Source organism: Ruminococcus flavefaciens 007c (assembly GCF_000571935.1).
GTDB lineage: Bacteria > Bacillota > Clostridia > Oscillospirales > Ruminococcaceae > Ruminococcus > Ruminococcus flavefaciens_F.
This window is the reverse complement of record NZ_ATAX01000032.1, coordinates 14,997-39,986: the sequence shown is the minus strand read 5'-3', so window position 1 is coordinate 39,986 and position 24,990 is coordinate 14,997. Positions and strand designations below refer to the sequence as shown.

Sequence of the window (24,990 nt, the reverse complement as noted above, 5' to 3'; positions counted from 1 at the left end):
GTGGTGGTTGTTGTTGCCTTGGGCTTGGTTGTGGTGGTTGTTGTTGTTGTTGTTGTCGTTGTAGTTGTAGTTGTGGTGGTGGTTGTAGTGTAAAGATTGTTCTTCTTTATATAATCGAGAGTATCCTGAGGAGCTTCACCGTAAATATACAGATTATCGCCGCTGTTGGCTATTTCGGCATATTCTCCGTCTCCGCTGACCTTTGCGGTAAGGTCCTTTGAATTGAACCAGCCCTTGTCATTTCTCAGCAAAGCATCCTCTCCGAGCTTATACACACAGTCTCCCAGTCTTACAGCAGACAATTCGCTGCAATTATAGAACATATTCTTGAAGCCGTTTACATTATACGAATACAGACCGCTCAGATCAGCATATTTCAGCTTGCTGTCATTGGAAAACATAGCTTCTATATCCGTAACACTGCTTGCATCAAATGTGCTTATATCCAGAGTTTCCAGATAAGGATTGCTGCTGAACATGGCTGTCATCTTTTCAACTCGTCTTGTATCCCAGCCGTTTGTATTGATATGTGTGAAGCTGCTGGAGCCGAACATTACGTGCATACTGGTAACACTGCCGGTTTTGAAGCTGCTCAGGTCTATATCGTGATAGCTGCCGTCATAGTAATTCTTTGCTCCGTAGAACATAGCTGTCATATTCTCAACGCAGTATGTATTTATAAGCGAAAAGTCTATACCGTGAACGTTGCAGTTCTGGAACATTGCTGTCATATCCCTTATCCTGCCTGTGTCAAAACCCGAACCGAGCTTTATTTCCGGAGCATCACACTTATAGAACATATAGTCCATCTTTTCTGCTTCTGCTGTATCGAAGCGCGAAAGATCAAGCAGCTCGTCTGTTTTGAACTCTCTGAACATATTCTGCATATTATATGTGTTTTCCGTTGTAAACTTCTGATCGTCCTTTTTTTCAGCGCTTAAAACCAGCTTGCCCGCACTGCACTTATTAAACATATACGACATATCTCTCACTCTGCTCGTATCAGCACGGGACAGGTCAATAAGCTTGGCATTTACATTCATAAACAGATTTTTAGCGCTTTCCATGTCGAATACCGTGCCGGCTTCGGCAACGATAGAATCATACTTTTCGCTGTTGCTGAGCATTGCATCGTTCAGCTGCGAAAAAGTCACATATCCTCCAATCAGCAGCGTTTTTTCCTCGCTGTTCAGACGTACCCCCTCACTGCCTGCTGTTTCGGCTGCGGCTGCTTCTGTGAAGCTGCTTTTATCGCGTACTATTATCTCGGAATTGATGGGAAGCATAGTGCAGGCCAGTGCTGCAGCCATGATCTTGATTAAACCTTTTCTCTTCATAATTACTGATTATCCTCCAAATTTTAATTATATATGCAATCCTATTAATTGCATCTGTGTTTTCTATTCTTCCTTAACACCTTCCTTTCCCGTCTATTATGCCGTGATCCCGGTCATAAGACATGCGGCGCTGCATTTTTCTGTGCAGGCCGAAGGGAACGGCATAACAGTTTCCCATGTCCTATACACGGCATTTAAACATAAAACCGTGTATAGGAACGGTTAAGGCTCCCTTAAGTCTTTGTCTCTCTTGTACTCACGGAGCCTGTAAACGCAGACTCTGAAATCGTATCAATACACACAAAACAATAGGAACAGACATTGTTCCGTTCCTCTGTTTCTTCATCTATGATAAGAGATTCAAAGCTGTTCTTGTACATTGACTGATCCTTCCCTGATACACAGACGCTCATGCGGTTTCTGTGACGTAGAGCTTCAGGCTCGTTACAATAAGCGCTCACTCAGATAGTTTACGAGTCATTCACTGTCATTTTCAAGGTCGGAGCTTGTGATTTTCACAATTATCATCACCGTATCCAATCAATTATAACACATCATTCCGCATATGTCAAAAGGACGACATATAGCCGTCCTTCGTGAAAATACTTATTGTTTGATGAACTCTGCAAGACTCTTGGTGCCACTCGTTGAGGTATAAACGTAATAGCCCAATACCTTTGATGCATCAACAGCGTTTATCTTGCTGTCGCCATCCACATCACAGACATTTAGTTCGCTTTTTGTGGGAGAGTCCCCTTCCGAAGTCGAGTATTTTACATACAAAGCGAGTATATTTGAAGCGTCCACAGCATCTATTATGTCGTCACCGTTTTCATCGCCCAGCTTTCTCGCAGGCTTTTCGGGAACCGTGGTTGTGGTGGTGGTTACAGACGTGGCAGTTGTCGTAGTCGTTGCCTTCTGAGTGGTGGTTGTAATTGTTGTCGTAGTGGTTGCAGTTATTGTATCATCTTTCAAGGCCACAAACTTGTAACCATTTTTCTCAGCATACTGCTGCGCAGTCGAGCCTTCGTAACCATAAACAATACCGCTATATACCAATTGTCCGTTTTGTGTTCCGTTTAAAAGTGCATTTTTATCAAACTCACAATTATCAGAATAAACAGTGAATGAACTCATGTTTCCGCATTGAAATGAATTCATACCTATTTTTTCAACTGTTTTCGGAAGCTCAATTGATTGCAGAGAGTTACAATTTACAAATGATCTGTCATCAATGTAACGAACAGAAGAAGACATCTTAACTGTTCTGAGATTCTTACAATAAGCGAATGCCCCATTTTCTATTTCTGTAACAGAATCAGGTATTGTTACTGATGTAAGGCTAATACAATGATCAAACGCATCACCGCCAATTTTTGTTACACTATCCGGTATATTTATAGACTTCAACTTTTCACAATCCTTAAATGTGCTTCTTTCTATCAACGTTAACCCATCAGGAAGAAAAGCCTCGCCAAGGTTTTCACACCCCCAGAAAGCTGCCCCGCCAACATATTTGATGCTACCAGGTATAACCACTGACGTAATTTTTCTGCATTCACAAAATGCAAAATCATTTATCCTTGTAATATTAATACCTTTTACATTTTCAGGAATAACGATCTCGCCGACAGCGCTCTTACTGCATTCGTTTACCTCTGCATGATCGCTGTAAACCTTATATTTTACATTTCCTACTGTAACTTCAGAAAAGCCTTCGTCTTCCTCAGCCACAGCAGTAAAATGCTTAGGAGAATAGTAATTCAACGCCTGCACTGTACCGCATGAAATAGCTATTGCCATGATAGATGATGTGATTTTTTTAATATTCATAATGAACCTCCTAATATAATATTTTAAATATTATAACACTTATTTATGCCTTCTGTGTTATCTGTCAAGAAATGACGTAAGATCCATTACCACGTTAACAGATATGAAAGCGTAATAAGCAAGCACGCTGGAAGCGTCTACGGAGTCTATCTTCTTATCCTTATTAACGTCACAAACTTCAAAATCCTCTTCCGTAGGAACAAGAGAAGTCGTCGAATATTCAGAGTATTTTGCAAGGATCATTGAAGCGTCCACAGCGTCTATTTTGCCGTCGTTGTTAACGTCGCCCAGCTTTCTCGCAGGCTTTTCGGGAACCGTGGTTGTGGTGGTGGTTACAGGCTTTGCAGTAGTTGTAGTCGTTGTATTCTGAGTTGATGCGGTAGTCGTTGCAGGCTTTGAAGTTGTCGTAGTCGTCGCCTTCTGAGTTGTTGTGGTAGTTGTTGCAGGCTTTGCAGTTGTTGTAGTCGTTGCCTTTTGTGTTGTTGTGGTAGTTGTTGCAGGCTTTGAAGTTGTCGTAGTCGTCGCCTTCTGAGTTGTTGTGGTAGTTGTTGCAGGCTTTGCAGTTGTCGTAGTCGTTGCCTTCTGAGTTGTTGTGGTGGTTGCAGGATTTACAGTAGTCGAATATGTGACTGCTGTGTCATAAGTAGTAGTTGTTGTAGTTTCAGGCTTTGAAGTAGTTGTAGTTGTGACGTTGGCAGTTGTTGTGGTCATGGTTGCGTCATCTGCTGCACCTGAGCCTATGAGATCTATTCTATAGCCCCATTTTTTTGCATATTCTTCAGGATATGAATTCTCATAGCATCTGATAATAGGATTGTTCAGATAATTACCCAGTGTTTCGGAAGCATCATAAATAACACACTTTTTATTCGGTATGATTATCTCATGTAATCGGTAGCAATCATTAAAAGCATTCTCACCTATATACTCAGTACCCTTCCCCACATTTATTCTGCTAAGGCCGGTATTAAAAAACGCCATGCTTTCGATAGCTTTTACAGTATCCGGGATCGTTACTTTATTAAGATTTCCACAATTCTGAAAAACATTTTTTTCTATCTTATCAATTTTATTTCCAAGATCAACGTATGACAGCTCTTCACAACGTGCAAACGCATAGGAGCCGATATCGGTAACACTTTCAGGCACATAGAATTCATGAAGCCTGCTGCCGTAAAAAGCCGAACTCCTGATAGAAGTAACATTGCCGCTTATTATTATATCCCATAAACCACTTTTGAAAAAGCAGCTGTCGGGTATCTCTGTAATGCCCTGACCTAAAGTCACTCTGGAAAGATTTTCGCATCCTGAAAAACACCTCTGACCAAGTGAAGTCACAGAATCGGGGATCCTGATCTCTCTGAGATAAGTACATCCGGAAAAAGCGTTATCTCCTATTGTTTCAACGTTATCTCCTATGATGATCTCTCTCAATCCTTTGCAGCCCTGAAAAGCTGCTTCTCCGATCTCTTTCACACTGTCGGGGATCCTTACGATTGAAAAAATATCACAATTCAGAAAAGCCATAGTTTTTATTGAAGTTACAGGCCTTCCATAAGCTTCTGAAGGGATATTGAGCGAACCGTTAACAAATTGAGCACATTTTACAACTTCGGCATGATCTTCGTAAATATCAAATGTCAGTGGGCCCTCTCTATAATCCGAATACACTATCGCCTCTGCTGAAATAGCCGTACATTGGGTAAATACGCTGTTTGCAGGCATAGCCGTACCCGTAAGAGTTAAAGCAACTGCTGCTGTGATAAGTTTTTTAAGTTTCATTGCAAAAAAACCTCCGTAAAAAATATTTAAAATTATTATATCATATCGCACTCAAATCGTCAATTATCTTATTATATAAAAAGGACGGCATAAAGCCGTCCTCTTGAAATCATCATGTGAAGTATTTAACTCCGCTTTCGAAGATCTTCTGATCCTTTTCACCCTGAACGTTCTTGCAGATGTAGCTGCCCTTACGCTCTGAGTGTCCCATTTTACCGAATACTCTTCCGTCGGGAGAAGTGATTCCCTCGATAGCCTCGATGGAGGTATTGGGATTGTAGCGTATATCCATAGTCGGATTTCCGTCAAGATCAACGTACTGTGTAGCGATCTGACCGTTGTTTGCAAGCTGCTGGATAAGGCTTGCGGGAGCAACAAAGCGTCCCTCACCGTGGGAGATAGCAACTGTGTGGATATCGCCTACCTCGCAGCCGTAGAGCCATGGGCTCTTGTTGGAAGCGATACGTGTATTTACCATCATGGACTGGTGACGGTTGATAGTATTGAATGTAAGTGTAGGTGCGTCATCAGCCATGTCGATTATCTCGCCGTAGGGTACGAGTCCCAGCTTGATAAGTGCCTGGAAGCCGTTGCATATACCCAGCATAAGTCCGTCACGGTTCCTGAGGAGATCGTGAACCGCATCCTTGATCTTGGGATTGCGGAAGAACGCTGTGATGAACTTACCGCTTCCCTCGGGCTCGTCACCGCCGCTGAAGCCGCCGGGGATCATGATTATCTCCGAGCGTCTTACAGCTCTCTCAAAGTAGCCTACAGACTCTTCGATATCGCCTGCTGAAAGGTTGCGGATAACAACTACCTCAGCCTTAGCGCCTGCCTTCTCAAAGGCACGTGCAGTATCGTATTCGCAGTTGGTTCCCGGGAATACAGGGATCAGAACTCTCGGCTTTGCGATCTTTGTGGAAGCCGCAAGCTGTATGCGGTTAGGCGATGAATATGTCTGCGGAGTAGTATCCGTAGTCTTTATGCGGCAGGGGAATACGGGTTCAAGCTTAGCTTCCCATATTCTCTGGAGATTGTCGAGGCTGAGAGTATAATCACGGCAAAGTATCTTGTAGTCCTTGACAGTCTTGCCGAGAATGTTCTCGCCGTTCTTTGCGTCGCCTTTAAGTTCGATGATGAATGCACCGTAGCAGGGCTTGAAGAGCATTTCGGCAGAGGGCTGAGCTGTAAACTCAAAGCCTATCTTGTTGCCGAAGCACATCTTAGCGATACCCTCGGCAAATCCGCCGTAGCCATTTGTCCATACAGCATTCGCACGCTCGTCTGCAATGATCTTCTCCACCTTGTCGAAACACTCTCTGATACTCTCAAACTTCGGAAGTCCGTGCTCGTCATACTCGGGAACTATAGAAATTACCGTGCTTCCCGGCTCCTTGAACTCTGTGGAAACTATCTTGTCAGCCATAGCAGTGGATACTGCGAAAGAAACAAGAGTAGGAGGCACGTCGATATTCTCGAATGTACCTGACATAGAGTCCTTTCCGCCGATAGCGCCGCAGCCCATTTCGAGCTGAGCCTTGAATGCGCCGAGAAGTGCGGCCATAGGCTTGCCCCAGCGTGTGGGATCATTCTGTGTTCTCTCGAAGTACTCCTGGAATGTGAGCCAGCACTTCTTGTATGAGCCGCCTGCTGCAACTACCTTTGAAATAGACTCGATAACTGCCAGCATAGCGCCGTGATAAGGAGATTTCTCGGAAATATCGGGATTATAGCCCCAGCCCATGAGTGAGCAGGTATTGGTCTCGCCTGTGAGTACGGGTATCTTTGCAGCCATTGCCTGAGAAGGGCTCATCTGGTATACACCGCCGAAGGGCATGAGAACTGTGCCTGCTCCGATAGTGGAGTCGAACTTCTCGATAAGTCCCTTCTGTGAGCATACATTGAGGTTTGACATAAGCTGCGACCATGTCTCGGCACTGTCTGCGGGAGCAGATTCGGAATTGCAGAGAGGTCTCTCGATCTCTATGTCGGTATACTTGGGAGCTCCGTTGGAATTGAGGAACTCACGTGAAAGGTCAACGATAGTATTTCCGTTCCATACCATCTTGAGTCTGGGCTCTTCAACAACGTCTGCCACCAGTGTAGCTTCAAGATTCTCCTTTGCAGCCTCCTCAAGGAACTTGTCAAGATCCTCCGGAGCGATGACTACTGCCATTCTCTCCTGAGACTCTGAAATAGCTATCTCGGTACCGTCAAGGCCGTCGTACTTCTTGGGTACTGCGTTGAGGTTGATAACGAGACCGTCTGTGAGCTCGCCGATAGCAACGGAAACGCCGCCTGCACCGAAGTCATTGCAGCGCTTTATCATCTTTGTTACCTCGGGATTGCGGAACAGTCTCTGGAGCTTTCTTTCCTCGGGAGGATTACCCTTCTGTACCTCTGCGCCGCAGCTCTCAAGGGATTCAAGTGTATGTGACTTTGATGAGCCTGTTGCACCGCCGCAGCCGTCACGACCTGTCTTGCCGCCCAGGAGTATAACTATATCTCCGGGAACGGGGCGTTCTCTGCGGATATTCTCAGAAGGAGCAGCACCGAGGACCGCACCTATCTCCATACGCTTTGCAACATAGCCGGGGTGATATACCTCAGCAACATGGCCTGTTGCAAGGCCTATCTGGTTGCCGTAGGAGCTGTATCCGTTTGCAGCGCCCACTGTGATCTTTCTCTGGGGGAGCTTGCCTGCGATGGTGTCCTCAACGGGTACCAGCGGATTAGCTGCACCTGTCACACGCATAGCCTGATATACATATGAACGTCCCGAAAGCGGATCGCGGATAGCTCCGCCGAGGCAGGTAGCCGCACCGCCGAAGGGCTCGATCTCTGTGGGATGATTGTGAGTCTCGTTCTTGAACATGAGTATCCAGTCCTCAAGCTCACCGTCCACATCGACCTTGATCTTTACAGAGCAGGCATTGATCTCCTCGCTCTCATCGAGGTCAGCCATCTTTCCGTCCGCCTTCAGCTTCTTTGCTGCAAGGGTAGCAAGGTCCATAAGAGTCATGGGCTTGTCCGTTCTGCCCAGCTCGTTGCGGACGTTTACATACAGATCGTATGTATCTTTTATATAAGGAGTATCTATCTTTACGTTCTCAACATTTGTGAGGAAAGTGGTATGACGGCAGTGATCCGACCAGTAGGTGTCGATCATGCGTATTTCCGTAATTGTAGGATTACGCTTCTCCTCGTTGCGGAAATAGTCCTGACAGAACTTTATATCATCGTAGTCCATGGCAAGACCGAACTTGTCAACGAAAGCGTGAAGTCCGAAGGCATTGAGGTTGATAAAGCCCTCCAGCTCTTCAACTGTTGTGGGGATATCGTAATTTGTATCGAGAGTCTTTACAGTCTCCAGTGAAGCCTCTCGGCTCTCCACAGGGTTGATGATGTAAGCCTTGAGCTTTGCGAAATCATCGTCGGTGATAATACCGGAGATGATGTATACTCTTGCATTTCTTACGCGGCAGCGCTCTCCCTGACGGAGTATCTGGATACACTGCTCACAGCTGTCGGCTCTCTGGTCGAACTGTCCTGGAAGGTATTCAACAGCGAATACGCGGTCTGTCTCGGCGACCTGGGGCATTTCATCATATACCACATCAACGGCGGGCTCCGAGAATACGGTATTTACAGCAGCCCTGAAATCCTCCTCGCTGAGCTTGTCTGCGTCGTATCTGTTGAGGATACGTACTCCCGAAATGTTAAGTCTGAGTGCAGTCTTTATATCGCTGAGCACAGACTGTGCTTCTACTGCGAATTCAGGCTTTTTTTCAACGTAAATTCTGAATACGGACATAATTCAGTTCTCCTTTTTCGTTAATTTTATTTATAATTATAAATAACGCTGTGCAGGGGCGAGTTCCGCTCGCCCGTTTCGAAAACTATGTGTATTTTCGGGTGCTCTGAAAGCGCCCATACAAAACGTATAATGTTATTTATTTCGTAAGGCGAGGACTGCCGAAGGCATCCCCTACAATAAATGCAAATTACGCATTTAAACGTCAGCGACAGCGCTGCCGAAGCAGCAGTCATGACCATACTCTTCTATTATAACACTTATTATCTGATTACGCAAACTTTTTTCGGGATTTTTTCGAGAAATTTTTATTAATGTATAATCAGGTGCATATCCGCGGTGAAATTCTGTAGAATTTTCACGCTCAAAGAGCACGGGAACTGTTCTGCCCACCAGTGAACTGAGATACTCATCCCTGCTTTTCTCTGCGGCGGAGGTCATCTCCTGCCAGCGGAGAGTCTTGACGCTCTCGGGCACCTGTCCGTCCATTTTATCCGCCCTTGTGCCCTTCCTTCGGGAATAGCGGAACACGTGTACCTTTGCAAAGCCTATCTTCCTGACAAAATCCAGTGACTCTGCGTGGTCTGCGCCTGTCTCCTGCGGAAAACCGACCATAACGTCCGTGGTAAAGGAACAATCAGGGAATATGCTGCGTATACGCTGCGTAAGAGCAAGATACTCCGCGGCGGTATATCTGCGGTTCATGGCCTTCAGCGTCCTATCGCAGCCGCTTTGAAGCGACAGATGGAACTGGGGGCAGAACTGAGGCAGGGCTTTCAGACGGGCAAGAAGCTCATCCGACATCATCTCAGGCTCCAGCGAACCAAGACGTATCCTCTCAATGCCTGCGGTCTCTGCGCATATCTCCGCAGCGTCTGCAAGGTCGCCTCCCCATTCCCTGCCGTAGAAGCAGAGATTTATGCCCGACAGCACTATTTCTCTGACGCCGTTTGCAGCTATCTCACGTATTTCACCGCGCAGAACTTCAAGAGGCTTTGAGCGGCAGCGCCCCCTTGCGTAGGGTATCATGCAGTAGGAACAGAACTGGTTGCAGCCGTCCTGTATCTTCACAAAGGCGCGGGTATTCCTGTCAAAACGGGTGCATTTCAAAGGCTCGAAAAGCTCATCGGAGCTATAATCCGACAGCTCGACTATACGCTTCCTGTCCTCAAGGCAGCTGCACACCATATCGACTATACCGCTGCGGTGCTTTGTTCCGGCTATAATATCCGCCTCCGTAAGCTTGCCTGCCTCCCCGGGATCGGCCTGAGGATAGCAGCCTGTCAGGGCTATGACCGCAGAGGGCAGAGCTTCCCTCGTCCTGCGGAGAGCTGTCAGCGCACGGCTGTCCCCGGAGGAGGTAACTGTACAGGAGTTTATCACCACCGCATCGGCCTTTTCTTCCTCGTCCGTGATCTCAAAACCTGCCTGACGAAAAAGCTCCTTCATGCACTCGGTCTCATAGTGATTCACCTTGCAGCCAAAAGTTATAAAATATATCTTATACATAACTCACCTTAAATATCATAAAACTTGCACTTTCCCTCACTGGAATAATGCACAAATTTAAATTAATAATTTTATGCACTCTTAATAGTATATCGGTATTAATAAAAAATATCTCCCCCCATATCAATCAATTATACCAATTGCCGAAAATTCTGTCAACGCCTTGACATTGCCGAATTTACGTGCTATTATATAGTTGCGGAAGTGGAAAAGCCGCATAAAAAAGAAATAAACAAGAAAAAAACAAACACAGACATCTGAAAACAGGAGGTAAAGTATGACTAAAACAACTGTTAATCTTCAGGCAATCAATGACGTAAAGGAATTCGTCAACATCGTTATGAAGTATGATTTCGATATTGACCTCGTTTCCGGAAGATATGCTATCGATGCAAAATCCATCATGGGTATCTTCAGCCTCGACCTCTCAAAACCCATCCAGCTTAATGCGCACACAGATGATGCTGACAAGTTCCTCAAGGAGATCGACAAATTTATCGTAAAGTAAGATAAAAGGAAAAAGCAAAAGGGATATGTTCCGTAAGGAATGTATCCCCTTTTCTTTTATATTCAGCTTTCTATGCGCTTTTCGTGAATAATGTCCCCGTTTTCGGCGTCGATGTACACCTCGCATACCTCTTTGTCCTTTACAGGTACTACCCACGCCAGTTTCGGGCCTTCAAATATGGTAAGCTCGGGTTTTGCAGCGGCCTTTGACAGCTTGAACCTGTCCGCTGCACATCTGACGGCGTCCTGAGAGCTTACTCTCGGCTTGGTGCTTAAGCCCCATGTATCGGTATAGGTGCTGTTGAGGACTACTGCCTTGTTTCCCTCGGTCATATCCACAGTGAGCTCAACAAAGCTGCCTTCCACCTTTATATCATTGCAGTACTGATCGAATCTGTAATCCAGCTTGTCGCTGTAATCAATGATGCCGCCGAACTTCAGCTCGCTGTATACGTCCACAAAGCCCATGACCTCGGAATAGGAAGCTATCAGGTCAAGAGCTGCCTTCTCATCGTTTATGGGCTCAGTACTGAGAACTCCCTGTATCAGCCTTACAGCATCATTTTCCTCATCCTTTGTGATGAATACCTGTGTTTCGCCCTTATTCGGCGTGACCTCCTCAAGGCTTCTCTGCTCCGTGCTCCAGGATGTGGGACGCTCGGGTTTTGCCGCTGCCCCCTTTTTATCTGAAGAATGGCTGCCTGCACAGCCGCAGAGCAGGACCGCTGCCGAAACCGCCGCAGCCGCTGTTAATATTGCTTTATTCATTCAAGCACCTTCATTCCTATTGTCTGTTATAATAGCTGAGACCGCCGTCAGGACGGAAATATGTCCTTATATAGCCGTCAGTGGAAAGTATGACGAACTCATTGGTAGCCTCGATATAATAAACTCCGTCGCCGTCCTCGGCTTCGGTCTTGTGAAGCGCTGTCTTGTTGTTTATAACATCACTGGCGCCCTTTTCATAATCCGCAGCGGTAGCATAGTTGAAATCACCGTCAAACTCCCTGCCATGCTTCTCAAAGTGCTGGTTAAGGAGCTTTTTATTGCGGAAATGGTACTCAACATAGGTGCCGTCCTCTGCATCAAAAACTTCGGTTGTAGTAGTTTCGGTGTATGTATCGGAAGATGAAGTGGTTTTTCCGCCGTTCTTGCCGTTCTTTCCATTTTTGCCGTTCTTGCCCGAAGATGTAGTGACCTTGGTATCAGAGGCAGAAGTGATCTTTTTGTTCTTCCTTGAGGAAGTAACTGTCTTGGTCGTGACTGCCTTTGTTGTCCATTCAACAATGTCGTCTGTGGTAGTGACAGTTTCAGTCTGCGGTCTTTCGATATAGCTCGTATTATTATCGGTGCAGCCCGAAAGCATGGCAGCTGCCAGCATTGCTGACGCCGAAACAGCAGCAAAAGTCTTTTTTATTTTCATGTCCTTACCTCCTCATACAGATCTTGTAAATACATTATACAGCAACTTTTCAAAAATAGCAAGCAAAAAAACGGTTTCGCTTTTATTGCGAAACGGAAACAGCTGTCTTTGTATTATGCTCATTCAGCCAAAAAAAGGAGCTGAAATTTGTTGCAAATGATGATTGAAACTTTCACAAAGGTATGATACAATAGAAAATATGAACAACTTTTGAACGGAGGTGTGCTATGAAAGCAGGTATCATCGACAGATCGGATAACCGTAAATACTGGGAAAATGCTGTCGGCAGCTCCTTTGACTGCATATTTACTGCTGATCCGCGTCGGCTGACCAGCTGTGATCTGCTGCTGATCTCTCAGGAATACTGCGGCGGTTCCATAGGTGCAGTTATCGAAAATATCCGCAGTTCGGAAAAGCTGGCGAATATTCCTGCCGCCGCCGTTACTTCCGACAGCAGTGCCGAAAATCAGGAGATACTCCTTTCCCAGGGGTTTGACGATGTTATCGGTCTGCCCCTGTGTCCGAAGCTTATACTGCGCAGGATACGGGCTCTGTCACTGATCCCCTGTGAAGAGGAAAGCGCCGCAAATATAGACCTCAGAGCGCTTATGTCCCTTCAGGACAGCGGCTCGGGAGCTTACTGCGTCCGCTCGGTGGACTTCGGCAACATCTTCCGCTTTGTGATGCGAATACTCGAAAGAACAGATAAAAGCGCGCAGATGCTGGTCATAAGCCTTATAAAAAAGGGCACGGAGGATGCAAAGAGGGATAAAAAGGTCATGGATATACTCTCGGAAGCCGTGAAAAACTGTCTCCGACGGGGAGATATGGCTTCCACCTGCGAAAACGGCACAGTTCTCGTGCTCCTCGTAGGCGCCGACGACGACGGAGGTCATCTTGTGGCAAGCCGCATAGTGAACAGCTTTTACAGCGAATGTGACAATGAGCTCTATGAGCTTTCCTACGACATAAAGGAAATAAACGGCAAGTAACAGCCTTATATAAAAGCAACGAAGCCCGAAAACGGTACCCCTACCGCTTTCGGGCCTTATATTATTAAAATCCCTATATCATTCTGCCCCGTTTTGTTTATTCCTCGCCGTCGTCTATGAACTCGAGTATATCTCCCGGCTGACAATTAAGCACCTTGCATATTGCGTTCAGCGTGGAAAAGCGTATAGCACTGACCTTTCCCGTTTTCAGCTTAGAAAGGTTGACGTTGCTCACTCCCACACGTTCGCTGAGCTCGTTAAGGCTCATTTTTCTGTCCGCCATTACGCGGTCAAGTCTTAGAATTATCGACATATCAGCTCACCTCACAAAGTTTCGTCGGATTCCCGCTGCAAATTGGATCCGTATCTGAAAACCAGCGAAAAGCTGTACATGATAAGTCCTGCCAGCCAGAAAAAGTTTACATTGACCACGCCGCCTGCAATGAACATGAAAGTATCGCCTGCTATTTCCATGATAATGAAAAATATCCCGAGGTCACGGACGATATTTGCTGTCTTTTTTGTAAACGGAGTGCTGTTCCTGCTCAGCCCCGACATAAGCCTGTAGGTCTGTATGTAGACGCCGATCACAGATGCTATGATGAGCACTATGGTAACTATCCCCAGCGAAGCCTTCCAGAAAGGCACTTTATCAACGTCCAGACTCACCGTGTCGCCCGACTTTGTATCGGGCCATATGCCGCAGCAGTTAAGCATAAAATATACCACCATTGCGCATACCACGAACTTGCTGAGTTTATTTATCTTTTTCGTAAGTTTTTCCTTATCCATATCCGTCCCTTCCTTTTATCAGAGAAGCTCGTCCGATTCCTGCTGCAGGATAGTTCCATAGCGGAATACCAGCGCAAATGCACATAATATAAGTCCTGCCAGCCATACCATACCGATACCGAGAGTGCCGTACATAAATAAATAAAGCACAGTTTTGACCACGTCAAATACAATAAAGCTTATACCAAGCTTTTTTACCGCTTTGCTGACCTTGTCATTGAATGGCGAAACATTCCTGCTCATACCGAAGAGCACTTGAAGCCCAGATACTATTATTATCAGTGATACTGCCGCAAAAGCGATAGCAAATGGCACGACCATGAGCTGTACCCACGACATCACCTCTTCCTGTGCCCCGGTATCGGCATCAACACTGTTCCATCCGTCTTTAAAGCCTTTCACGGCGTCAGGAACGAAACGCAAGGCCGAAACTGCTATATATATGACTGCTCCGACTACCGATATCCTGCTGACTGTTCTGATCTTTGACATTAATTTCTCGTTATTCATATCAATACCTCCCTGAAAAAACTGTGCCATATCGGCTCACCTCATAACGTTTCGTCCGACTCTATCTGGAGAAGCTTTCCGTAGCGCATTATTTCGGCAAAAAGCAGGAATAAAACAGCACCGAATGTTGAAAAGAACGGTCCGACAATTGACGTTAAGATCGAATCACCTGCACCATATCTTATAAAAACCCAAACAAAACCTTTGATAAATGTCAGGGCAGCTACAACTCTGACTGCAATTATATTGCCATTTGTAAATGGTCTGCCGCTTCGGAATATCCTGTAGAATATAATCGTCCAAACCAAATATACAATTCCATTGAAAAACATTTCTACAACTTCCGGTAATAAAAGATTAAGGAATGCATCAGGCAATCTTTCAATGTTTTTTAAATGCCTACATTCCATTATCACTAAAAACAATGCAAAAACTGTCTCAACAGCAGCTATTATCATTACAATAAGGCTGCTTCTCTTTATCATGGCTTCTACTTTTGTTTTATTCATTTTTATCGCTCCTTAAAAAGAATTTGTTCATTATCAGAACATTGAGTCACTCCGTTTCTGTGACTTTATAATAGCACCAGCATTTACGTTTGTCAATATATTTTTAATGTTTATCATTAAAAATTGTATGTTTCCATATAAACGATGCCGCAGGATCCCGATCCCTTTGTGCAATTTCTACGATAAAAATTTATCGTTTATCATTAAATCCTTTGCAGTTCTCCTGCACTTTTACTGCTTTTTGATGTTTTTTATAGACATCTGCCCCGAAAAGTGATATAATAAAATCAGAAAAAGATGACCGTACCAAAGGAGGTTTCTCAATGAAAATGACTTTTATCGGCGCTACCCACGAAGTTACGGGAAGCTGCACCTATATAGAGGCCTGCGGAAAAAAATTTCTGGTGGACTTCGGTATGCAGCAGGGCGAGGACATCTACGAAAATGTCCAGGTACCTGTGGCGCCTTCAAATATAGACTTTGTTCTGCTCACACACGCACATATTGACCATTCTGGTATGCTGCCCTTCCTGTACGCAGGCGGCTTCTGCGGAGAGATACACGCTACCGAAGCAACGACCAATCTTTGCAACGTCATGCTCCGTGACAGTGCCCATATACAGGAATTTGAAGCAGAATGGCGCAGCCGCAAGGCCGCAAGACGAGGCGAGCCCAATTTCGTGCCCCTATATACCATGAATGACGCTATCGGTGCCATAGAGCTGTTCATACCCCATAAATACGAAACTCCCGTGGAGATATGCGAGGGTATAACCGTCCTCTTCCGCGATGCGGGACATCTTCTCGGCTCCTCGAGCATACTCCTTACCCTTACGGAAAACGGCGTCACAAAGACTATCGCTTTCTCGGGAGACATCGGCAACCAGAATCAGCCGCTTATCCGCGATCCACAGTTCATTGAGGCTGCGGACTACGTTATGATAGAATCCACCTACGGAAACCGCGTTCACGACCGCCCCACGGACTACGCTTCATCTCTTGCGAAGGTGCTCCAGGAGACCTTTGACCGCGGCGGCAGCGTGATAATCCCCTCCTTCGCTGTGGGCAGGACTCAGGAAATGCTCTACTTCATACGTCATATCAAGGACGAAGGACTTGTGAAAGGCTACGACGGCTTCCCCGTATATGTGGACAGCCCTCTCGCCAATGAAGCTACCGATATATTCATAAGCAACCGCGAAAGCTGCTATGACGAGGAAGCTCTTTCCTTCGTGCGCAAGGGCATCAATCCTATCACCTTTGAAGGCCTTATCCGCACAGTCACCAGCAACGACTCCGTTGCCATAAACAGTGACGAGCGCCCCAAGGTCATAATCTCTGCCAGCGGTATGTGTGAGGCAGGCCGTATCAAGCACCACCTCAAGCACAACCTCTGGAAAAAGCAGAACACCATACTCTTCGTAGGCTACCAGGCCAGCAATACCATCGGCCGCGCACTGGTCGACGGCGCAAAGCGTGTAAAGCTTTTCGGCGAAACCGTCAAGGTAGCCGCACGCATAACCCAGCTCCCGGGTATCAGCGGACACGCAGATGTAAACGGTCTTCTGGCATGGGCAAAAGCCATATCTGGCGTAAAGAGATTCTTTGTAAACCACGGTGAGGCCAGTTCCTCCGAAAGCTTTGCACAGAGGCTACGCGACGAGCTTGGCGCAGAGGTATACGTTCCATTCAGCGGCGCCGAATTCAACATTGCCGAGAACGTCATAACCATAGACGCCGATCCCATACCCGTTCCCAAGAAAAAGAACTCCGCCAACCTCAGCATCGCATACAGCGATCTCCTTGCAGCTTCGGAACGCCTCTCAGCTCTTATCAAAGACTCTGAAGGAAGGACCAATGCAGATATGCGCCAGCTTACCGAGGCCATACACAAGCTCTGCGACGACTGGAAGCTATGAGAAGGATATGCCCGAAATGCGGCAGCACCATCCCCGAAGGCTCCATAGACTGCCCTGCCTGTAAGGAAGCAGAAAAAAATGACCGCAGCAGCGATAAAAAGCTGTCCGACGCCATATATATGTCTGTGGTCATAACGTCATCGGTATTTGCTGTCATTCTGCTGTTAAGCAGCATAAACGATCTTATCTGTGAACCGAAGATCAGACACAGCATCATATATATTCCCGACTGTGTCTTTTCAGATCTGCTCATACCCATTGCGTTTATGGCCTTTACCGTGATGATAATACTCCGCCGTCAAACAAAATACCTGGTAATACTTCCGATAGTCGGTATAGTCGCCGAAGTTGTCCAGCTTCTCACCAAGACTCATGACAATCACATCTTCATAGTTGACAGGGATATATATTTCTACGGCATAATCGTCATGGACTTTGTTTTCTCCGCTCTGGTATTGATATTCCTGTATATCATGATCAGAATGATATGCGAAGACTTCTCGATAACCATGAGCAGATGGATGATAGTCTATGCGTTCGTGCTGGTATTTGCGAAGATCATGCTGATGATATGTCTCATTGACGACCGCGAACTCACGGGAAATATAGCGACCTATGCCGCTCAGACAAGAATTTATCTGCTTTTTGCGATAACAATGATGAATGTCAGCCAAAGGAAGCTCAACAGCGATAAAAAATACGCCGAAAGTTTACAGAAAAACAATAAGGCATAAAAAAGCCTGAAAGCTCAAATGCTTTCAGGCTTTTATCATTTTTATTCAATAACTCAGTCGATAGGATAGATCCAGTTGAATGTATCCTCAACTTTGCCCCACTGGATACCTGTCATTGTATCGTAGAGCATCTGTGAGATCTTGCCGATCTTGTTGCCGTTAATCTCCATTACCTTATCGTTCCACTTGAGGTGGCCGACAGGTGAGATAACAGCAGCTGTACCTGTACCGAATACCTCGTCAAGCTTGCCTGCATCATAAGCGTCAGCGATCTCCTGAATATCGATACGTCTCTCCTCAACAGTAAGACCCATGCTCTTGCAAACCTCAATAGCAGACTTTCTTGTGATACCAGGGAGGATAGAGCCCTGGAGCATAGGTGTTACGACCTTGCCGTCGATAACGAAAAAGATGTTCATAGCGCCTACTTCCTCGATGTACTTCTGCTCAACACCGTCAAGCCAGAGTACCTGTGAGTAATTCTGCTTGTGAGCCTCGTCCTGTCCGATAAGGGAAGCTGCGTAGTTACCGCCTGTCTTTGCAAAGCCCATACCGCCTCTTACAGCGCGGACATACTTACTCTCAACGTAGATGTTTACAGGGTTGAGGCCTGTCTCATAGTATGCGCCGGATGGTGAAAGAATGATGATGAAGAGGTAGTGCTCACCGGGCTTAACGCCGAGGAAAGGATCAACTGCAATGATGAAAGGTCTGATATAGAGCGACTCGCCTTCCTTTGAAGGAACCCAGTCCTTCTCGACCTTGATGAGCTCTGTAAGGCACTGCATACCAAGCTCAACAGGAAGCTCGGGGATTACAAGTCTCTCGTTGGACTTGTTGAGTCTCTTGAAGTTCTCTTCGGGACGGAAAAGCTGTACCTTGCCTTCAGCTGTTCTGTAAGCCTTGAGGCCCTCGAATACTTCCTGACCGTAGTGGAAGCACATAGCGGCAGGAGAAAGGTCTATATTGCCATAGGGCATGATCTCGGGATCGTGCCAGCCCTGACCTTCGTCATAAGGCATAACGAGCATATAGTCTGTAAAAATGTGACCGAAGCCGAGCTTGTCGCCGGGCTGGGGCTTAGCCTTGAGAGTCTCTGCTTTTGTGAATTTGATTTCCATATTATTCAACCTTCTTCTTATAATATTGACCTGTTAATCTGTGACCGAGAAGTAATTCTTCTCGTAAATACGCTTGCAGATGAATACCGTCATGACAGCTGCGGTCACAGCCAGCACTGAAGTCGAAACAGAAGCTGCAAGTATTATCTTACCTTTTTTACTCATAAAAACTACTCCTTACCTCAGATTAGAGAAATCCTTCAATAAATAATTATATCATATCCGGGTATAATTTTCCATAGTTGCCGGATAAAAATAATGCACAAAATCAGCTGTTGAAATCTGTACCATATTTTACTCGTCAAATGTCCTTACACGGAGGTGTGCTCCGAGCTTTTCGGCTAATCTGCGTGAAGCCTCTATCTGCTCAGCAGGTATCACGTCCACCACCGACATGATAACCTCTGCCCTGCCTGTCTTTACGCAGTCCTTAGTGAACTTCTGGAGGGCCTCGAAGGCGTTTTCAAATCTGGGACGTGTTACCTTCATGTACTCCTCGTCTGTGGGAGCATTGAGGCTTATGGAGATAACGTCAAGAGCGTAGCTCAGCTCTCTGGCGATGCTTCTTCCGTGGATAAGGTCACCCAGACCGTTGGTATTAAGTCTCAGCTTAGGACATTTCTCTCTGCTGCGGAGATATGCGGCAGTTTCAAGAAGCACGTCAAGGCGCTCGGTAGGCTCGCCGTAGCCGCAGAACACGATCTCGCGGAATTTTCTGAGATCGCGCTTGCGGAGATCTTCCATGATCTCGTTCATATCGGGCTCATGCTCCAGCCAGAGAGGATCAGAGCCGTAAGCGCCGTCAGCGTGGTTTCTTATGCAGAACGTACAGTTGCACGGACATTTATTTGTCAGGTTGAGGTAAAGGTTATTGCCTACAACGTAAGAGATAGTCATTGCTTTTGTCATATATTTATCCTCCTATTGCAGGGACGGGGACTCTCCGTCCGTGATGCCGGCCGTCAGCACGGTTTTATCATTCTTCGGGCTTATCGATACATTCGTATATCCAGCCCGTTATCTTTGCGGCTCCGTTCATATCGAGCCCGGAGATCATTGCGTGTCCGTCATTGATAGGTCCGGTTACAGAGGCTGAACTGATGATATTATCGTTATACCATATTGATATCTTATTATTATTGGCTGCGGCTTCCTCCGTAACCTTTGCAAAGATATCGCTGCCCTCCTGATCAAAGTCGAGCGTGACAACATAACTGCTCTCATCTCCCGTATCATTCGGGACTATGGTCATCGAGCAGCTTGAGACATGCTCGCTGGTGAGGAAGGGCTCTGCGCTCTGATCCTCTCCCATGCGGAAGTATATCATTTTTTTCGGCAGAGTAGTCGGCGGATCCGTCGGAGCTTCGGTAGTGGTCACGGGAGCTGTTGTCACAGCAGTCTCTCCGCCTTCGTTATCACCGAAAGGATTGCTGCAGCCTGTGAGCAGAACAACTGCGGCTGCAAGTAAAAATAATCTCTTTTTCATTCTCATTTCCCCCATTTTATATTATCAAGCATATTTTTAAGATCGTTCCAGCTCTCTTCACCGTTCCATTTTATTCTGTCATCGCTGAGAACAAATCTTTTTTCATCGTTTACGGGATCTCCGTTTTTGTCCGTATACACGCCGAGACAGACGGTATCGGCATCATCGAAGGCCATTCCGTTCTTCACGGCCTTCCATTCAAGACCGTTGGTATAAATGACTGTACCGAATTTATTCAGTCCGCGGGTAAGCTGTATAGCGTTTCTGATATTATCATGGTGCTTGTCAAGAGTAAGGTAATGGACCTTGACCTCTATTGCTCCCACGGGAGAGTCAATATCAAAGAAGGAGTTCTTTTTGAATATGACAAAGTCGAGAGAGCCGTACTTATACGCAGCCGAGCCGTCCTGTTTTGTCCACAGGTAGCTGTACAGCCTTGAATCCGTGGAAACTTTTTCCGAATGCTGAAGGTTTGCGGTACATCTCACTGACAGATCCCCGAAGGAACCGCAGCTTTTCAAAAGGCACCATACAAGGGGATAAAGGTCGGCTTCATTGGGATTCTGCCTTATGACAGCTTCAAGCTCCTCGCGGTATTCCTCAAAGGTGATATCTATTGCCATAGTTCACCTCAGTCTATGCAGATACGTGGCACTCGCTTTGATATGCCGCATACCACCTCGTAGCCGATAGTACCGTAGATCTGGGCAAGATCGTCAGCCGTGATACGGTCGCCGCCGTCAATTCCTATCAGTGTTACAATATCTCCCGACTTAGCCTCGGGAACATCCGAGACATCCATCATCAGCTGATCCATGCAGACTCTGCCGACTATCCTGCATCGCTTGCCGTGTACCAGTATCTCGCCCTTTGAGCTGAGCAGTCTGGAATATCCGTCGGCATAACCGATAGTTACGGTTGCGATGCGCATCTCACGGTCAGCGACGAAGGTACGGCCATAGCTTATGCAGTCACCGGGCTTTACGGTCTTGACATGGGAAATAACAGCCTTGAGCTCCATAATGGGCTCCAGTCCAGCGGGTATTTCCAGGCTAACATCAGGATGAAGGCCGTAAAGGATGATACCTGCACGGGACAGGGTACTGCGCGGATTGTTCCTGTAACAGGTCGCCGCACTGTTCATGAAATGCAGATGGCGGAGCTTTATCCCGCGGCCTGCAAGGACATCGTATGTATCTGTGATGAACTTCTCCTGTCTGTCGGTATAGGCTATATTATCGGGATCGTCGCTGTCGGCAACTGCAAAGTGGGTATATATGCCCTCCACAGAGAGCTTATCTATCTTCATCATCTCTTCTATCTCTCCCGCACATTCTTCGGGAGTGTCATGCTTGAGACCGATCCTTCCCATACCCGTATCTATCTTGATATGACACCTTATGGTATCTTTTGTGTTTTTTACCAGCTCCAGGGCGTATTCCGTTGAGACAACTCCCTGGATTATATTGTAAGCGGCGATCTCGTGAGCATACTCGGGAGGAGTATATCCCAGTATGAGTATCTCAGCTTCGGGAGCGGACTTCCTTACGGCTACCGCCTCATCGAGGTTGGACACGGCAAAGTATTTTATTCCGCACTCCTCTGCAAGACAGCGGACGATCTTCTCCTCGCCGTGGCCGTAGGCGTCGGCCTTGACCACCGCCATGATTTCTGTTTTTTCTGAATTGAGACTTCGGATAACTTCAACATTCCTTCTGAGGCCGCTCAGCGAGACCTCAGCCCATGCTCTTTTGAGATATGGCTTCATTCCGTTATCGGTCCTTTCTTTATTTAAAATTTAATTACAAGTCAAAAAACGTCTTGAAATAATAAACGATCTATGTTATAATTTTCATGTATGCACGTAATGACAGTATACTATTGTGAGAGCGAGGTGTACCATGCTTTTCTCACTTGATTCTGGGCTTCCCGTACTTCCCGCAGACGAATGGGATGCCGAAACGGACACCACGGTCTGCTTTACGGGTCACCGTGAAAACAGCGTGATACCTTACAAAGGCAATCCGATATACCGCAATATAACCCTGCGCACCGTTCAGCTCATGCTGTGCCGATATATCGATATGGCTGTAGAGAGCGGTTACAGGCGGTTTATAAGCGGGCTTGCGGCAGGCACCGATCTTTGGGCGGCAAAGTACGTCCTTTCAAAAAAACATTCCAACAAAAGCATAGAGCTCATCGGCGTAATTCCGTATCTGCGTCATTCCGAGCGGTTCAGCCAGCGCAGCAGAGAGCTGCTTGCAGATGTGGAACGCGGTGCGGACAAGCTGCTCACCACCAGTATCGATCCTCTTGTCATCTACGGCAAGGGCCGCGGCACAGATAACAGCTCCCCCGACCTATACAGGACAAGGAACTATTACATGGTGGACAAGGCCTCAGCTGTCATATCGTATTTCAACGAAGGCTCGTTCAAATCCGGCACCTTCCAGACTCTGAACTATGCTGTAAGGCAAGGCCGCAGAATAAGGCGCTACGGACTTGAGGACGTTTATGCACTCATTGACGAGTGCGGTCCCGACATAGACAGTATACGCCGAAAGCTGGTATTCATGGAAAACGTATTTGAGATGCCTTACTAATTATATCACATTATTGCGAACAAATCAACAACAGCTGAAAGAGATTTCACAAACCGGGCTTTTTCAGCACCTGTTTTCCACGCTGTCAGCCCTTTTATTACGCGGTTTTCAACGTTTTCGAAGGTGGTTCGTCCGTACCGAAGACTGCGGATCATCGCCTGTTTGCGGCTATATACCGCGATTTTGGTTTTAAGTCACCTGAAAACCGCTATGTGAACAGGCGTTCTTTTCAACAGACTGTTGAATTGTGTGTTTAAACATCATTCCCACATTCATTCATGTTGAAAATGTGGAAAACTCTGTTGACAACCGTAACTGCGCTGATAGTTTTTAACCCCCGGTCACTGAAAATTATTTTTATTCATTTCATAACGGATATTTTCAGAACAGGCAGTTATACCAACAGTTTATATCCTCAAAAATAAAAAAATTATCTTTTCTGACATCAAAACATATGAAAGGAGCCGTATAAAATGGCAAAGAAAAAAAGCGGATCTATCGCTGTCCCCTTCCTTCTGACGATATTCATAGGACTCATCATAGTAGGCGGAGCCGCAGCAATACTCTATAACTACCTTGGTTTCGGAAAAAAGGAGAAGCCTCCCCTTCCCGTGCCGAGAACCAGCGGTCAGGTAACCTATGCAGATAATCATACCGTCCTTCTGGTGCTTGACGTTCCCGAGACCAAAGCTCCCCCCACATTCGTGCTCATGCGTTCCATCCCGATCAAGAAGGAGATAATCCTCATAAGCATACCTTCCAACTCGATCGCCCTCGTTGACGGCGCTCAGCAGAGCATCATCGACAACTACAACAGCGGCGGCGCAGCTTCATCTGCCGAATTCATCGAGAAGGTATTCGACGTCGAGGTAGACAGATACATGAAGTTCGATTCTGCTGCATTCAGAAAGATATGCGATATCTTCGGCGGAGTCACCTATCCTGTAAACGCTGACATTGCAGGCTTCAAGAACGACGGCAGCCAGCAGGATCTCAACAGCGAACAGATCGAGACCTTTGTAACATATATGATGTTCAGCGGCGGAGAATACGAGCGCTCACTGACAGCTACCGACGTACTCAAGACCATGATAAATCAGGCTGACGGAAAGAGAATAGCCGACGGCTTCGACAACAGCTTCAATACCATAATCAATATGGTAGACTCCGACATAAAGGCTGTAGACTACAAGAACCACAAGGTGGCCATAAAGAATATGTTTGAAAACGGAAGATCCATGGCTGTGGCATTCTCCGTTGACGGCACCACAGCAGGCGACGACTTCATTCCCAGTGCAAGCTTCTTTGAAGGCATCAAGGAAAAGTACTTCAAGGATCAGAAATGACAGGGATATTCGATACGCACTCTCACTACGCAGACAGCGCCTTTGACGAGGACAGGGAACAGATACTGTCCGAGCTTCCAGATAAGGGCGTGCGTCTCATCATGCTGGCAGCCTCAGACCTTGAGGACTCGGCTGTCAACTCCAAGCTTTCACGGAAATACGGGTATATCTACGCTGCCGCGGGAGTACATCCCGAAAGTGTTGATGAAACTCCCCCTGATTATATTGACACACTGAAGAGTATCATCTCAGCCAATCCGAAAATAAAGGCAGTGGGCGAGATAGGTCTTGACTACCACTACGATAACTACGACCGCGAAAAGCAGATAAGCCTTTTCCGCCGTCAGACAGAGCTGGCAGCTCAGCTGGATCTGCCCGTTATCGTTCACAGCCGCAATGCCACAGAAGACACGGTGGATATACTCAGAGAGTACCGTCCCAGAGGCGTTGTGCACTGCTTCAGCGGCTCTGCCGAGACCGCAAAGGAAATAATCAGCCTCGGTATGTACATCGGCTTCACGGGAGTCCTCACCTTTAAGAACGCCAAAAAGGCGCTGAAGGCGCTGGCGGCAGTCCCTGCGGACAGGCTGCTCATGGAGACCGACTGCCCGTATATGGCTCCCGAGCCCATGCGCGGAAAGCGCTGCGAGAGCTCCATGATAGCCTATACAGCTGCAAAGGCTGCCGAAATAAAGGGAATGGACGTACAGGAGCTCATAGACATAACCTGCCGTAACGGCATGGAATTGTTCGGTATAAAAGACTAAAAG

25 protein-coding genes are annotated in these 24,990 nt (G+C 46.6%); 7 read left to right on the top strand and 18 right to left on the bottom strand.

Going from position 1 to position 24,990, the window contains the following annotated elements; all coding sequences use genetic code 11:
* From RF007C_RS17790 to mtaB, 6 genes are all read right to left on the bottom strand, one after another.
* Positions 1-1,337, bottom strand: a 1,337-nt coding sequence (locus RF007C_RS17790; RefSeq protein ID WP_037300746.1) for a BspA family leucine-rich repeat surface protein, incomplete at its 3' end; no start/stop codon positions are given.
* Between the two features lie 233 nt (positions 1,338-1,570).
* Entirely contained in the window at positions 1,571-1,717 is a 147-nt protein-coding gene (locus RF007C_RS17525; RefSeq protein ID WP_161634893.1) for a hypothetical protein, read from the bottom strand.
* Between the two features lie 226 nt (positions 1,718-1,943).
* Entirely contained in the window at positions 1,944-3,170 is a 1,227-nt protein-coding gene (locus RF007C_RS16670) for a leucine-rich repeat protein (RefSeq protein WP_051456681.1), read from the bottom strand.
* A gap of 57 nt (positions 3,171-3,227) precedes the next feature.
* Positions 3,228-4,952 (bottom strand): leucine-rich repeat protein, encoded by a 1,725-nt coding sequence (locus RF007C_RS16665; RefSeq protein ID WP_051456680.1) that lies wholly within the window; start codon positions 4,950-4,952, stop codon positions 3,228-3,230.
* A 112-nt stretch (positions 4,953-5,064) separates the two neighbouring features.
* Positions 5,065-8,769, bottom strand: a complete 3,705-nt coding sequence (locus RF007C_RS13545) for a phosphoribosylformylglycinamidine synthase (protein WP_037300745.1) — start codon at positions 8,767-8,769, stop codon at positions 5,065-5,067.
* Positions 8,770-8,967: 198 nt separating this feature from the next.
* Complete coding sequence (gene mtaB / locus RF007C_RS13540; protein ID WP_037300744.1) at positions 8,968-10,278, bottom strand: tRNA (N(6)-L-threonylcarbamoyladenosine(37)-C(2))-methylthiotransferase MtaB; 1,311 nt, start codon at positions 10,276-10,278, stop codon at positions 8,968-8,970.
* A 277-nt stretch (positions 10,279-10,555) separates the two neighbouring features.
* Here mtaB and RF007C_RS13535 point away from each other — a divergent pair, with 277 nt between their 5' ends.
* Positions 10,556-10,786: an HPr family phosphocarrier protein gene (locus tag RF007C_RS13535; protein ID WP_019680953.1), complete on the top strand. Its 231-nt coding sequence runs from the start codon at positions 10,556-10,558 to the stop codon at positions 10,784-10,786.
* Between the two features lie 62 nt (positions 10,787-10,848).
* On the opposite strand, the gene RF007C_RS13530 is transcribed toward RF007C_RS13535, so the two are convergent.
* Together RF007C_RS13530 and RF007C_RS16660 are read right to left on the bottom strand one after the other, a co-directional pair.
* Entirely contained in the window at positions 10,849-11,553 is a 705-nt protein-coding gene (locus RF007C_RS13530; RefSeq protein ID WP_037300743.1) for a hypothetical protein, read from the bottom strand.
* Positions 11,554-11,569: 16 nt separating this feature from the next.
* Positions 11,570-12,208: a hypothetical protein gene (locus RF007C_RS16660; RefSeq protein WP_051456679.1), complete on the bottom strand. Its 639-nt coding sequence runs from the start codon at positions 12,206-12,208 to the stop codon at positions 11,570-11,572.
* Between the two features lie 227 nt (positions 12,209-12,435).
* Here RF007C_RS16660 and RF007C_RS13520 point away from each other — a divergent pair, with 227 nt between their 5' ends.
* Complete coding sequence (locus RF007C_RS13520; protein WP_037300741.1) at positions 12,436-13,200, top strand: response regulator; 765 nt, start codon at positions 12,436-12,438, stop codon at positions 13,198-13,200.
* 97 nt (positions 13,201-13,297) lie between these two features.
* On the opposite strand, the gene RF007C_RS13515 is transcribed toward RF007C_RS13520, so the two are convergent.
* From RF007C_RS13515 to RF007C_RS13500, 4 genes are read right to left on the bottom strand one after another with little or no spacing between them, the layout of a single operon-like run.
* Positions 13,298-13,513 carry a helix-turn-helix domain-containing protein gene (locus tag RF007C_RS13515; RefSeq protein ID WP_019680957.1) on the bottom strand — a complete coding sequence of 72 codons (216 nt, stop codon included), beginning with the start codon at positions 13,511-13,513 and terminating at the stop codon, positions 13,298-13,300.
* Positions 13,514-13,524: 11 nt separating this feature from the next.
* A complete protein-coding gene (locus tag RF007C_RS13510) occupies positions 13,525-13,992 on the bottom strand; it encodes a DUF2975 domain-containing protein (RefSeq protein WP_037300740.1) in 468 nt (155 codons plus the stop codon).
* Positions 13,993-14,010: 18 nt separating this feature from the next.
* Positions 14,011-14,502: a hypothetical protein gene (locus tag RF007C_RS13505; protein WP_141630247.1), complete on the bottom strand. Its 492-nt coding sequence runs from the start codon at positions 14,500-14,502 to the stop codon at positions 14,011-14,013.
* Positions 14,503-14,543: 41 nt separating this feature from the next.
* Positions 14,544-15,011 (bottom strand): DUF2975 domain-containing protein, encoded by a 468-nt coding sequence (locus RF007C_RS13500; RefSeq protein ID WP_037300738.1) that lies wholly within the window; start codon positions 15,009-15,011, stop codon positions 14,544-14,546.
* A 323-nt stretch (positions 15,012-15,334) separates the two neighbouring features.
* Between RF007C_RS13500 and RF007C_RS13495 the strand changes: the two genes are divergently transcribed.
* The gene (locus RF007C_RS13495) at positions 15,335-16,930 is read left to right on the top strand and encodes an MBL fold metallo-hydrolase RNA specificity domain-containing protein (RefSeq protein WP_037300736.1); all 1,596 of its coding nucleotides are present in this window, start codon (positions 15,335-15,337) and stop codon (positions 16,928-16,930) included.
* Positions 16,927-17,664: a zinc ribbon domain-containing protein gene (locus RF007C_RS13490; RefSeq protein WP_037300733.1), complete on the top strand. Its 738-nt coding sequence runs from the start codon at positions 16,927-16,929 to the stop codon at positions 17,662-17,664. The genes RF007C_RS13495 and RF007C_RS13490 overlap by 4 nt, the downstream gene beginning before the upstream one ends.
* A gap of 53 nt (positions 17,665-17,717) precedes the next feature.
* Here the strand turns inward: RF007C_RS13490 and RF007C_RS13485 are convergent, their stop codons facing one another.
* The 6 genes from RF007C_RS13485 to alr form a co-directional block, all read right to left on the bottom strand.
* Entirely contained in the window at positions 17,718-18,785 is a 1,068-nt protein-coding gene (locus tag RF007C_RS13485) for a branched-chain amino acid aminotransferase (RefSeq protein ID WP_019680963.1), read from the bottom strand.
* Between the two features lie 33 nt (positions 18,786-18,818).
* Positions 18,819-18,950 carry a hypothetical protein gene (locus RF007C_RS18205; RefSeq protein WP_019680964.1) on the bottom strand — a complete coding sequence of 44 codons (132 nt, stop codon included), beginning with the start codon at positions 18,948-18,950 and terminating at the stop codon, positions 18,819-18,821.
* A gap of 129 nt (positions 18,951-19,079) precedes the next feature.
* Positions 19,080-19,694: a TIGR04100 family radical SAM protein gene (locus tag RF007C_RS13480; RefSeq protein ID WP_037300730.1), complete on the bottom strand. Its 615-nt coding sequence runs from the start codon at positions 19,692-19,694 to the stop codon at positions 19,080-19,082.
* Between the two features lie 67 nt (positions 19,695-19,761).
* Positions 19,762-20,271, bottom strand: coding sequence for a SecDF P1 head subdomain-containing protein (locus tag RF007C_RS13475; protein ID WP_037300728.1), 510 nt, complete (start codon positions 20,269-20,271; stop codon positions 19,762-19,764).
* 2 nt (positions 20,272-20,273) lie between these two features.
* Positions 20,274-20,894 carry a hypothetical protein gene (locus tag RF007C_RS13470; protein ID WP_037300726.1) on the bottom strand — a complete coding sequence of 207 codons (621 nt, stop codon included), beginning with the start codon at positions 20,892-20,894 and terminating at the stop codon, positions 20,274-20,276.
* Positions 20,895-20,902: 8 nt separating this feature from the next.
* Entirely contained in the window at positions 20,903-22,039 is a 1,137-nt protein-coding gene (gene alr, locus RF007C_RS13465) for an alanine racemase (protein WP_037300724.1), read from the bottom strand.
* 133 nt (positions 22,040-22,172) lie between these two features.
* On the opposite strand from alr, the gene RF007C_RS16655 reads away from it, so the two are divergent.
* From RF007C_RS16655 to RF007C_RS13450, 3 genes are all read left to right on the top strand, one after another.
* Positions 22,173-22,874: an SLOG family protein gene (locus RF007C_RS16655; protein WP_051456678.1), complete on the top strand. Its 702-nt coding sequence runs from the start codon at positions 22,173-22,175 to the stop codon at positions 22,872-22,874.
* A gap of 473 nt (positions 22,875-23,347) precedes the next feature.
* Positions 23,348-24,220, top strand: coding sequence for an LCP family protein (locus tag RF007C_RS13455; protein WP_037300722.1), 873 nt, complete (start codon positions 23,348-23,350; stop codon positions 24,218-24,220).
* Complete coding sequence (locus tag RF007C_RS13450; RefSeq protein ID WP_037300720.1) at positions 24,217-24,987, top strand: TatD family hydrolase; 771 nt, start codon at positions 24,217-24,219, stop codon at positions 24,985-24,987. The genes RF007C_RS13455 and RF007C_RS13450 overlap by 4 nt, the downstream gene beginning before the upstream one ends.
* The last annotated feature ends 3 nt before the right edge of the window (positions 24,988-24,990 follow it).

Excerpts from the sequence above, each read along its gene's own strand:
- RF007C_RS17525 (WP_161634893.1), bottom strand. The coding sequence starts at position 1,717 with ATGTACAAGAACAGCTTTGAATCTCTTATCATAGATGAAGAAACAGAG.
- RF007C_RS16670 (WP_051456681.1), bottom strand. The coding sequence starts at position 3,170 with ATGAATATTAAAAAAATCACATCATCTATCATGGCAATAGCTATTTCA.
- RF007C_RS16665 (WP_051456680.1), bottom strand. The coding sequence starts at position 4,952 with ATGAAACTTAAAAAACTTATCACAGCAGCAGTTGCTTTAACTCTTACG.
- RF007C_RS13545 (WP_037300745.1), bottom strand. The coding sequence starts at position 8,769 with ATGTCCGTATTCAGAATTTACGTTGAAAAAAAGCCTGAATTCGCAGTA.
- mtaB (WP_037300744.1), bottom strand. The coding sequence starts at position 10,278 with ATGTATAAGATATATTTTATAACTTTTGGCTGCAAGGTGAATCACTAT.
- RF007C_RS13535 (WP_019680953.1), top strand. The coding sequence starts at position 10,556 with ATGACTAAAACAACTGTTAATCTTCAGGCAATCAATGACGTAAAGGAA.
- RF007C_RS13530 (WP_037300743.1), bottom strand. The coding sequence starts at position 11,553 with ATGAATAAAGCAATATTAACAGCGGCTGCGGCGGTTTCGGCAGCGGTC.
- RF007C_RS16660 (WP_051456679.1), bottom strand. The coding sequence starts at position 12,208 with ATGAAAATAAAAAAGACTTTTGCTGCTGTTTCGGCGTCAGCAATGCTG.
- RF007C_RS13520 (WP_037300741.1), top strand. The coding sequence starts at position 12,436 with ATGAAAGCAGGTATCATCGACAGATCGGATAACCGTAAATACTGGGAA.
- RF007C_RS13515 (WP_019680957.1), bottom strand. The coding sequence starts at position 13,513 with ATGTCGATAATTCTAAGACTTGACCGCGTAATGGCGGACAGAAAAATG.
- RF007C_RS13510 (WP_037300740.1), bottom strand. The coding sequence starts at position 13,992 with ATGGATAAGGAAAAACTTACGAAAAAGATAAATAAACTCAGCAAGTTC.
- RF007C_RS13505 (WP_141630247.1), bottom strand. The coding sequence starts at position 14,502 with ATGAATAACGAGAAATTAATGTCAAAGATCAGAACAGTCAGCAGGATA.
- RF007C_RS13500 (WP_037300738.1), bottom strand. The coding sequence starts at position 15,011 with ATGAATAAAACAAAAGTAGAAGCCATGATAAAGAGAAGCAGCCTTATT.
- RF007C_RS13495 (WP_037300736.1), top strand. The coding sequence starts at position 15,335 with ATGAAAATGACTTTTATCGGCGCTACCCACGAAGTTACGGGAAGCTGC.
- RF007C_RS13490 (WP_037300733.1), top strand. The coding sequence starts at position 16,927 with ATGAGAAGGATATGCCCGAAATGCGGCAGCACCATCCCCGAAGGCTCC.
- RF007C_RS13485 (WP_019680963.1), bottom strand. The coding sequence starts at position 18,785 with ATGGAAATCAAATTCACAAAAGCAGAGACTCTCAAGGCTAAGCCCCAG.
- RF007C_RS18205 (WP_019680964.1), bottom strand. The coding sequence starts at position 18,950 with ATGAGTAAAAAAGGTAAGATAATACTTGCAGCTTCTGTTTCGACTTCA.
- RF007C_RS13480 (WP_037300730.1), bottom strand. The coding sequence starts at position 19,694 with ATGACAAAAGCAATGACTATCTCTTACGTTGTAGGCAATAACCTTTAC.
- RF007C_RS13475 (WP_037300728.1), bottom strand. The coding sequence starts at position 20,271 with ATGAAAAAGAGATTATTTTTACTTGCAGCCGCAGTTGTTCTGCTCACA.
- RF007C_RS13470 (WP_037300726.1), bottom strand. The coding sequence starts at position 20,894 with ATGGCAATAGATATCACCTTTGAGGAATACCGCGAGGAGCTTGAAGCT.
- alr (WP_037300724.1), bottom strand. The coding sequence starts at position 22,039 with ATGAAGCCATATCTCAAAAGAGCATGGGCTGAGGTCTCGCTGAGCGGC.
- RF007C_RS16655 (WP_051456678.1), top strand. The coding sequence starts at position 22,173 with ATGCTTTTCTCACTTGATTCTGGGCTTCCCGTACTTCCCGCAGACGAA.
- RF007C_RS13455 (WP_037300722.1), top strand. The coding sequence starts at position 23,348 with ATGGCAAAGAAAAAAAGCGGATCTATCGCTGTCCCCTTCCTTCTGACG.
- RF007C_RS13450 (WP_037300720.1), top strand. The coding sequence starts at position 24,217 with ATGACAGGGATATTCGATACGCACTCTCACTACGCAGACAGCGCCTTT.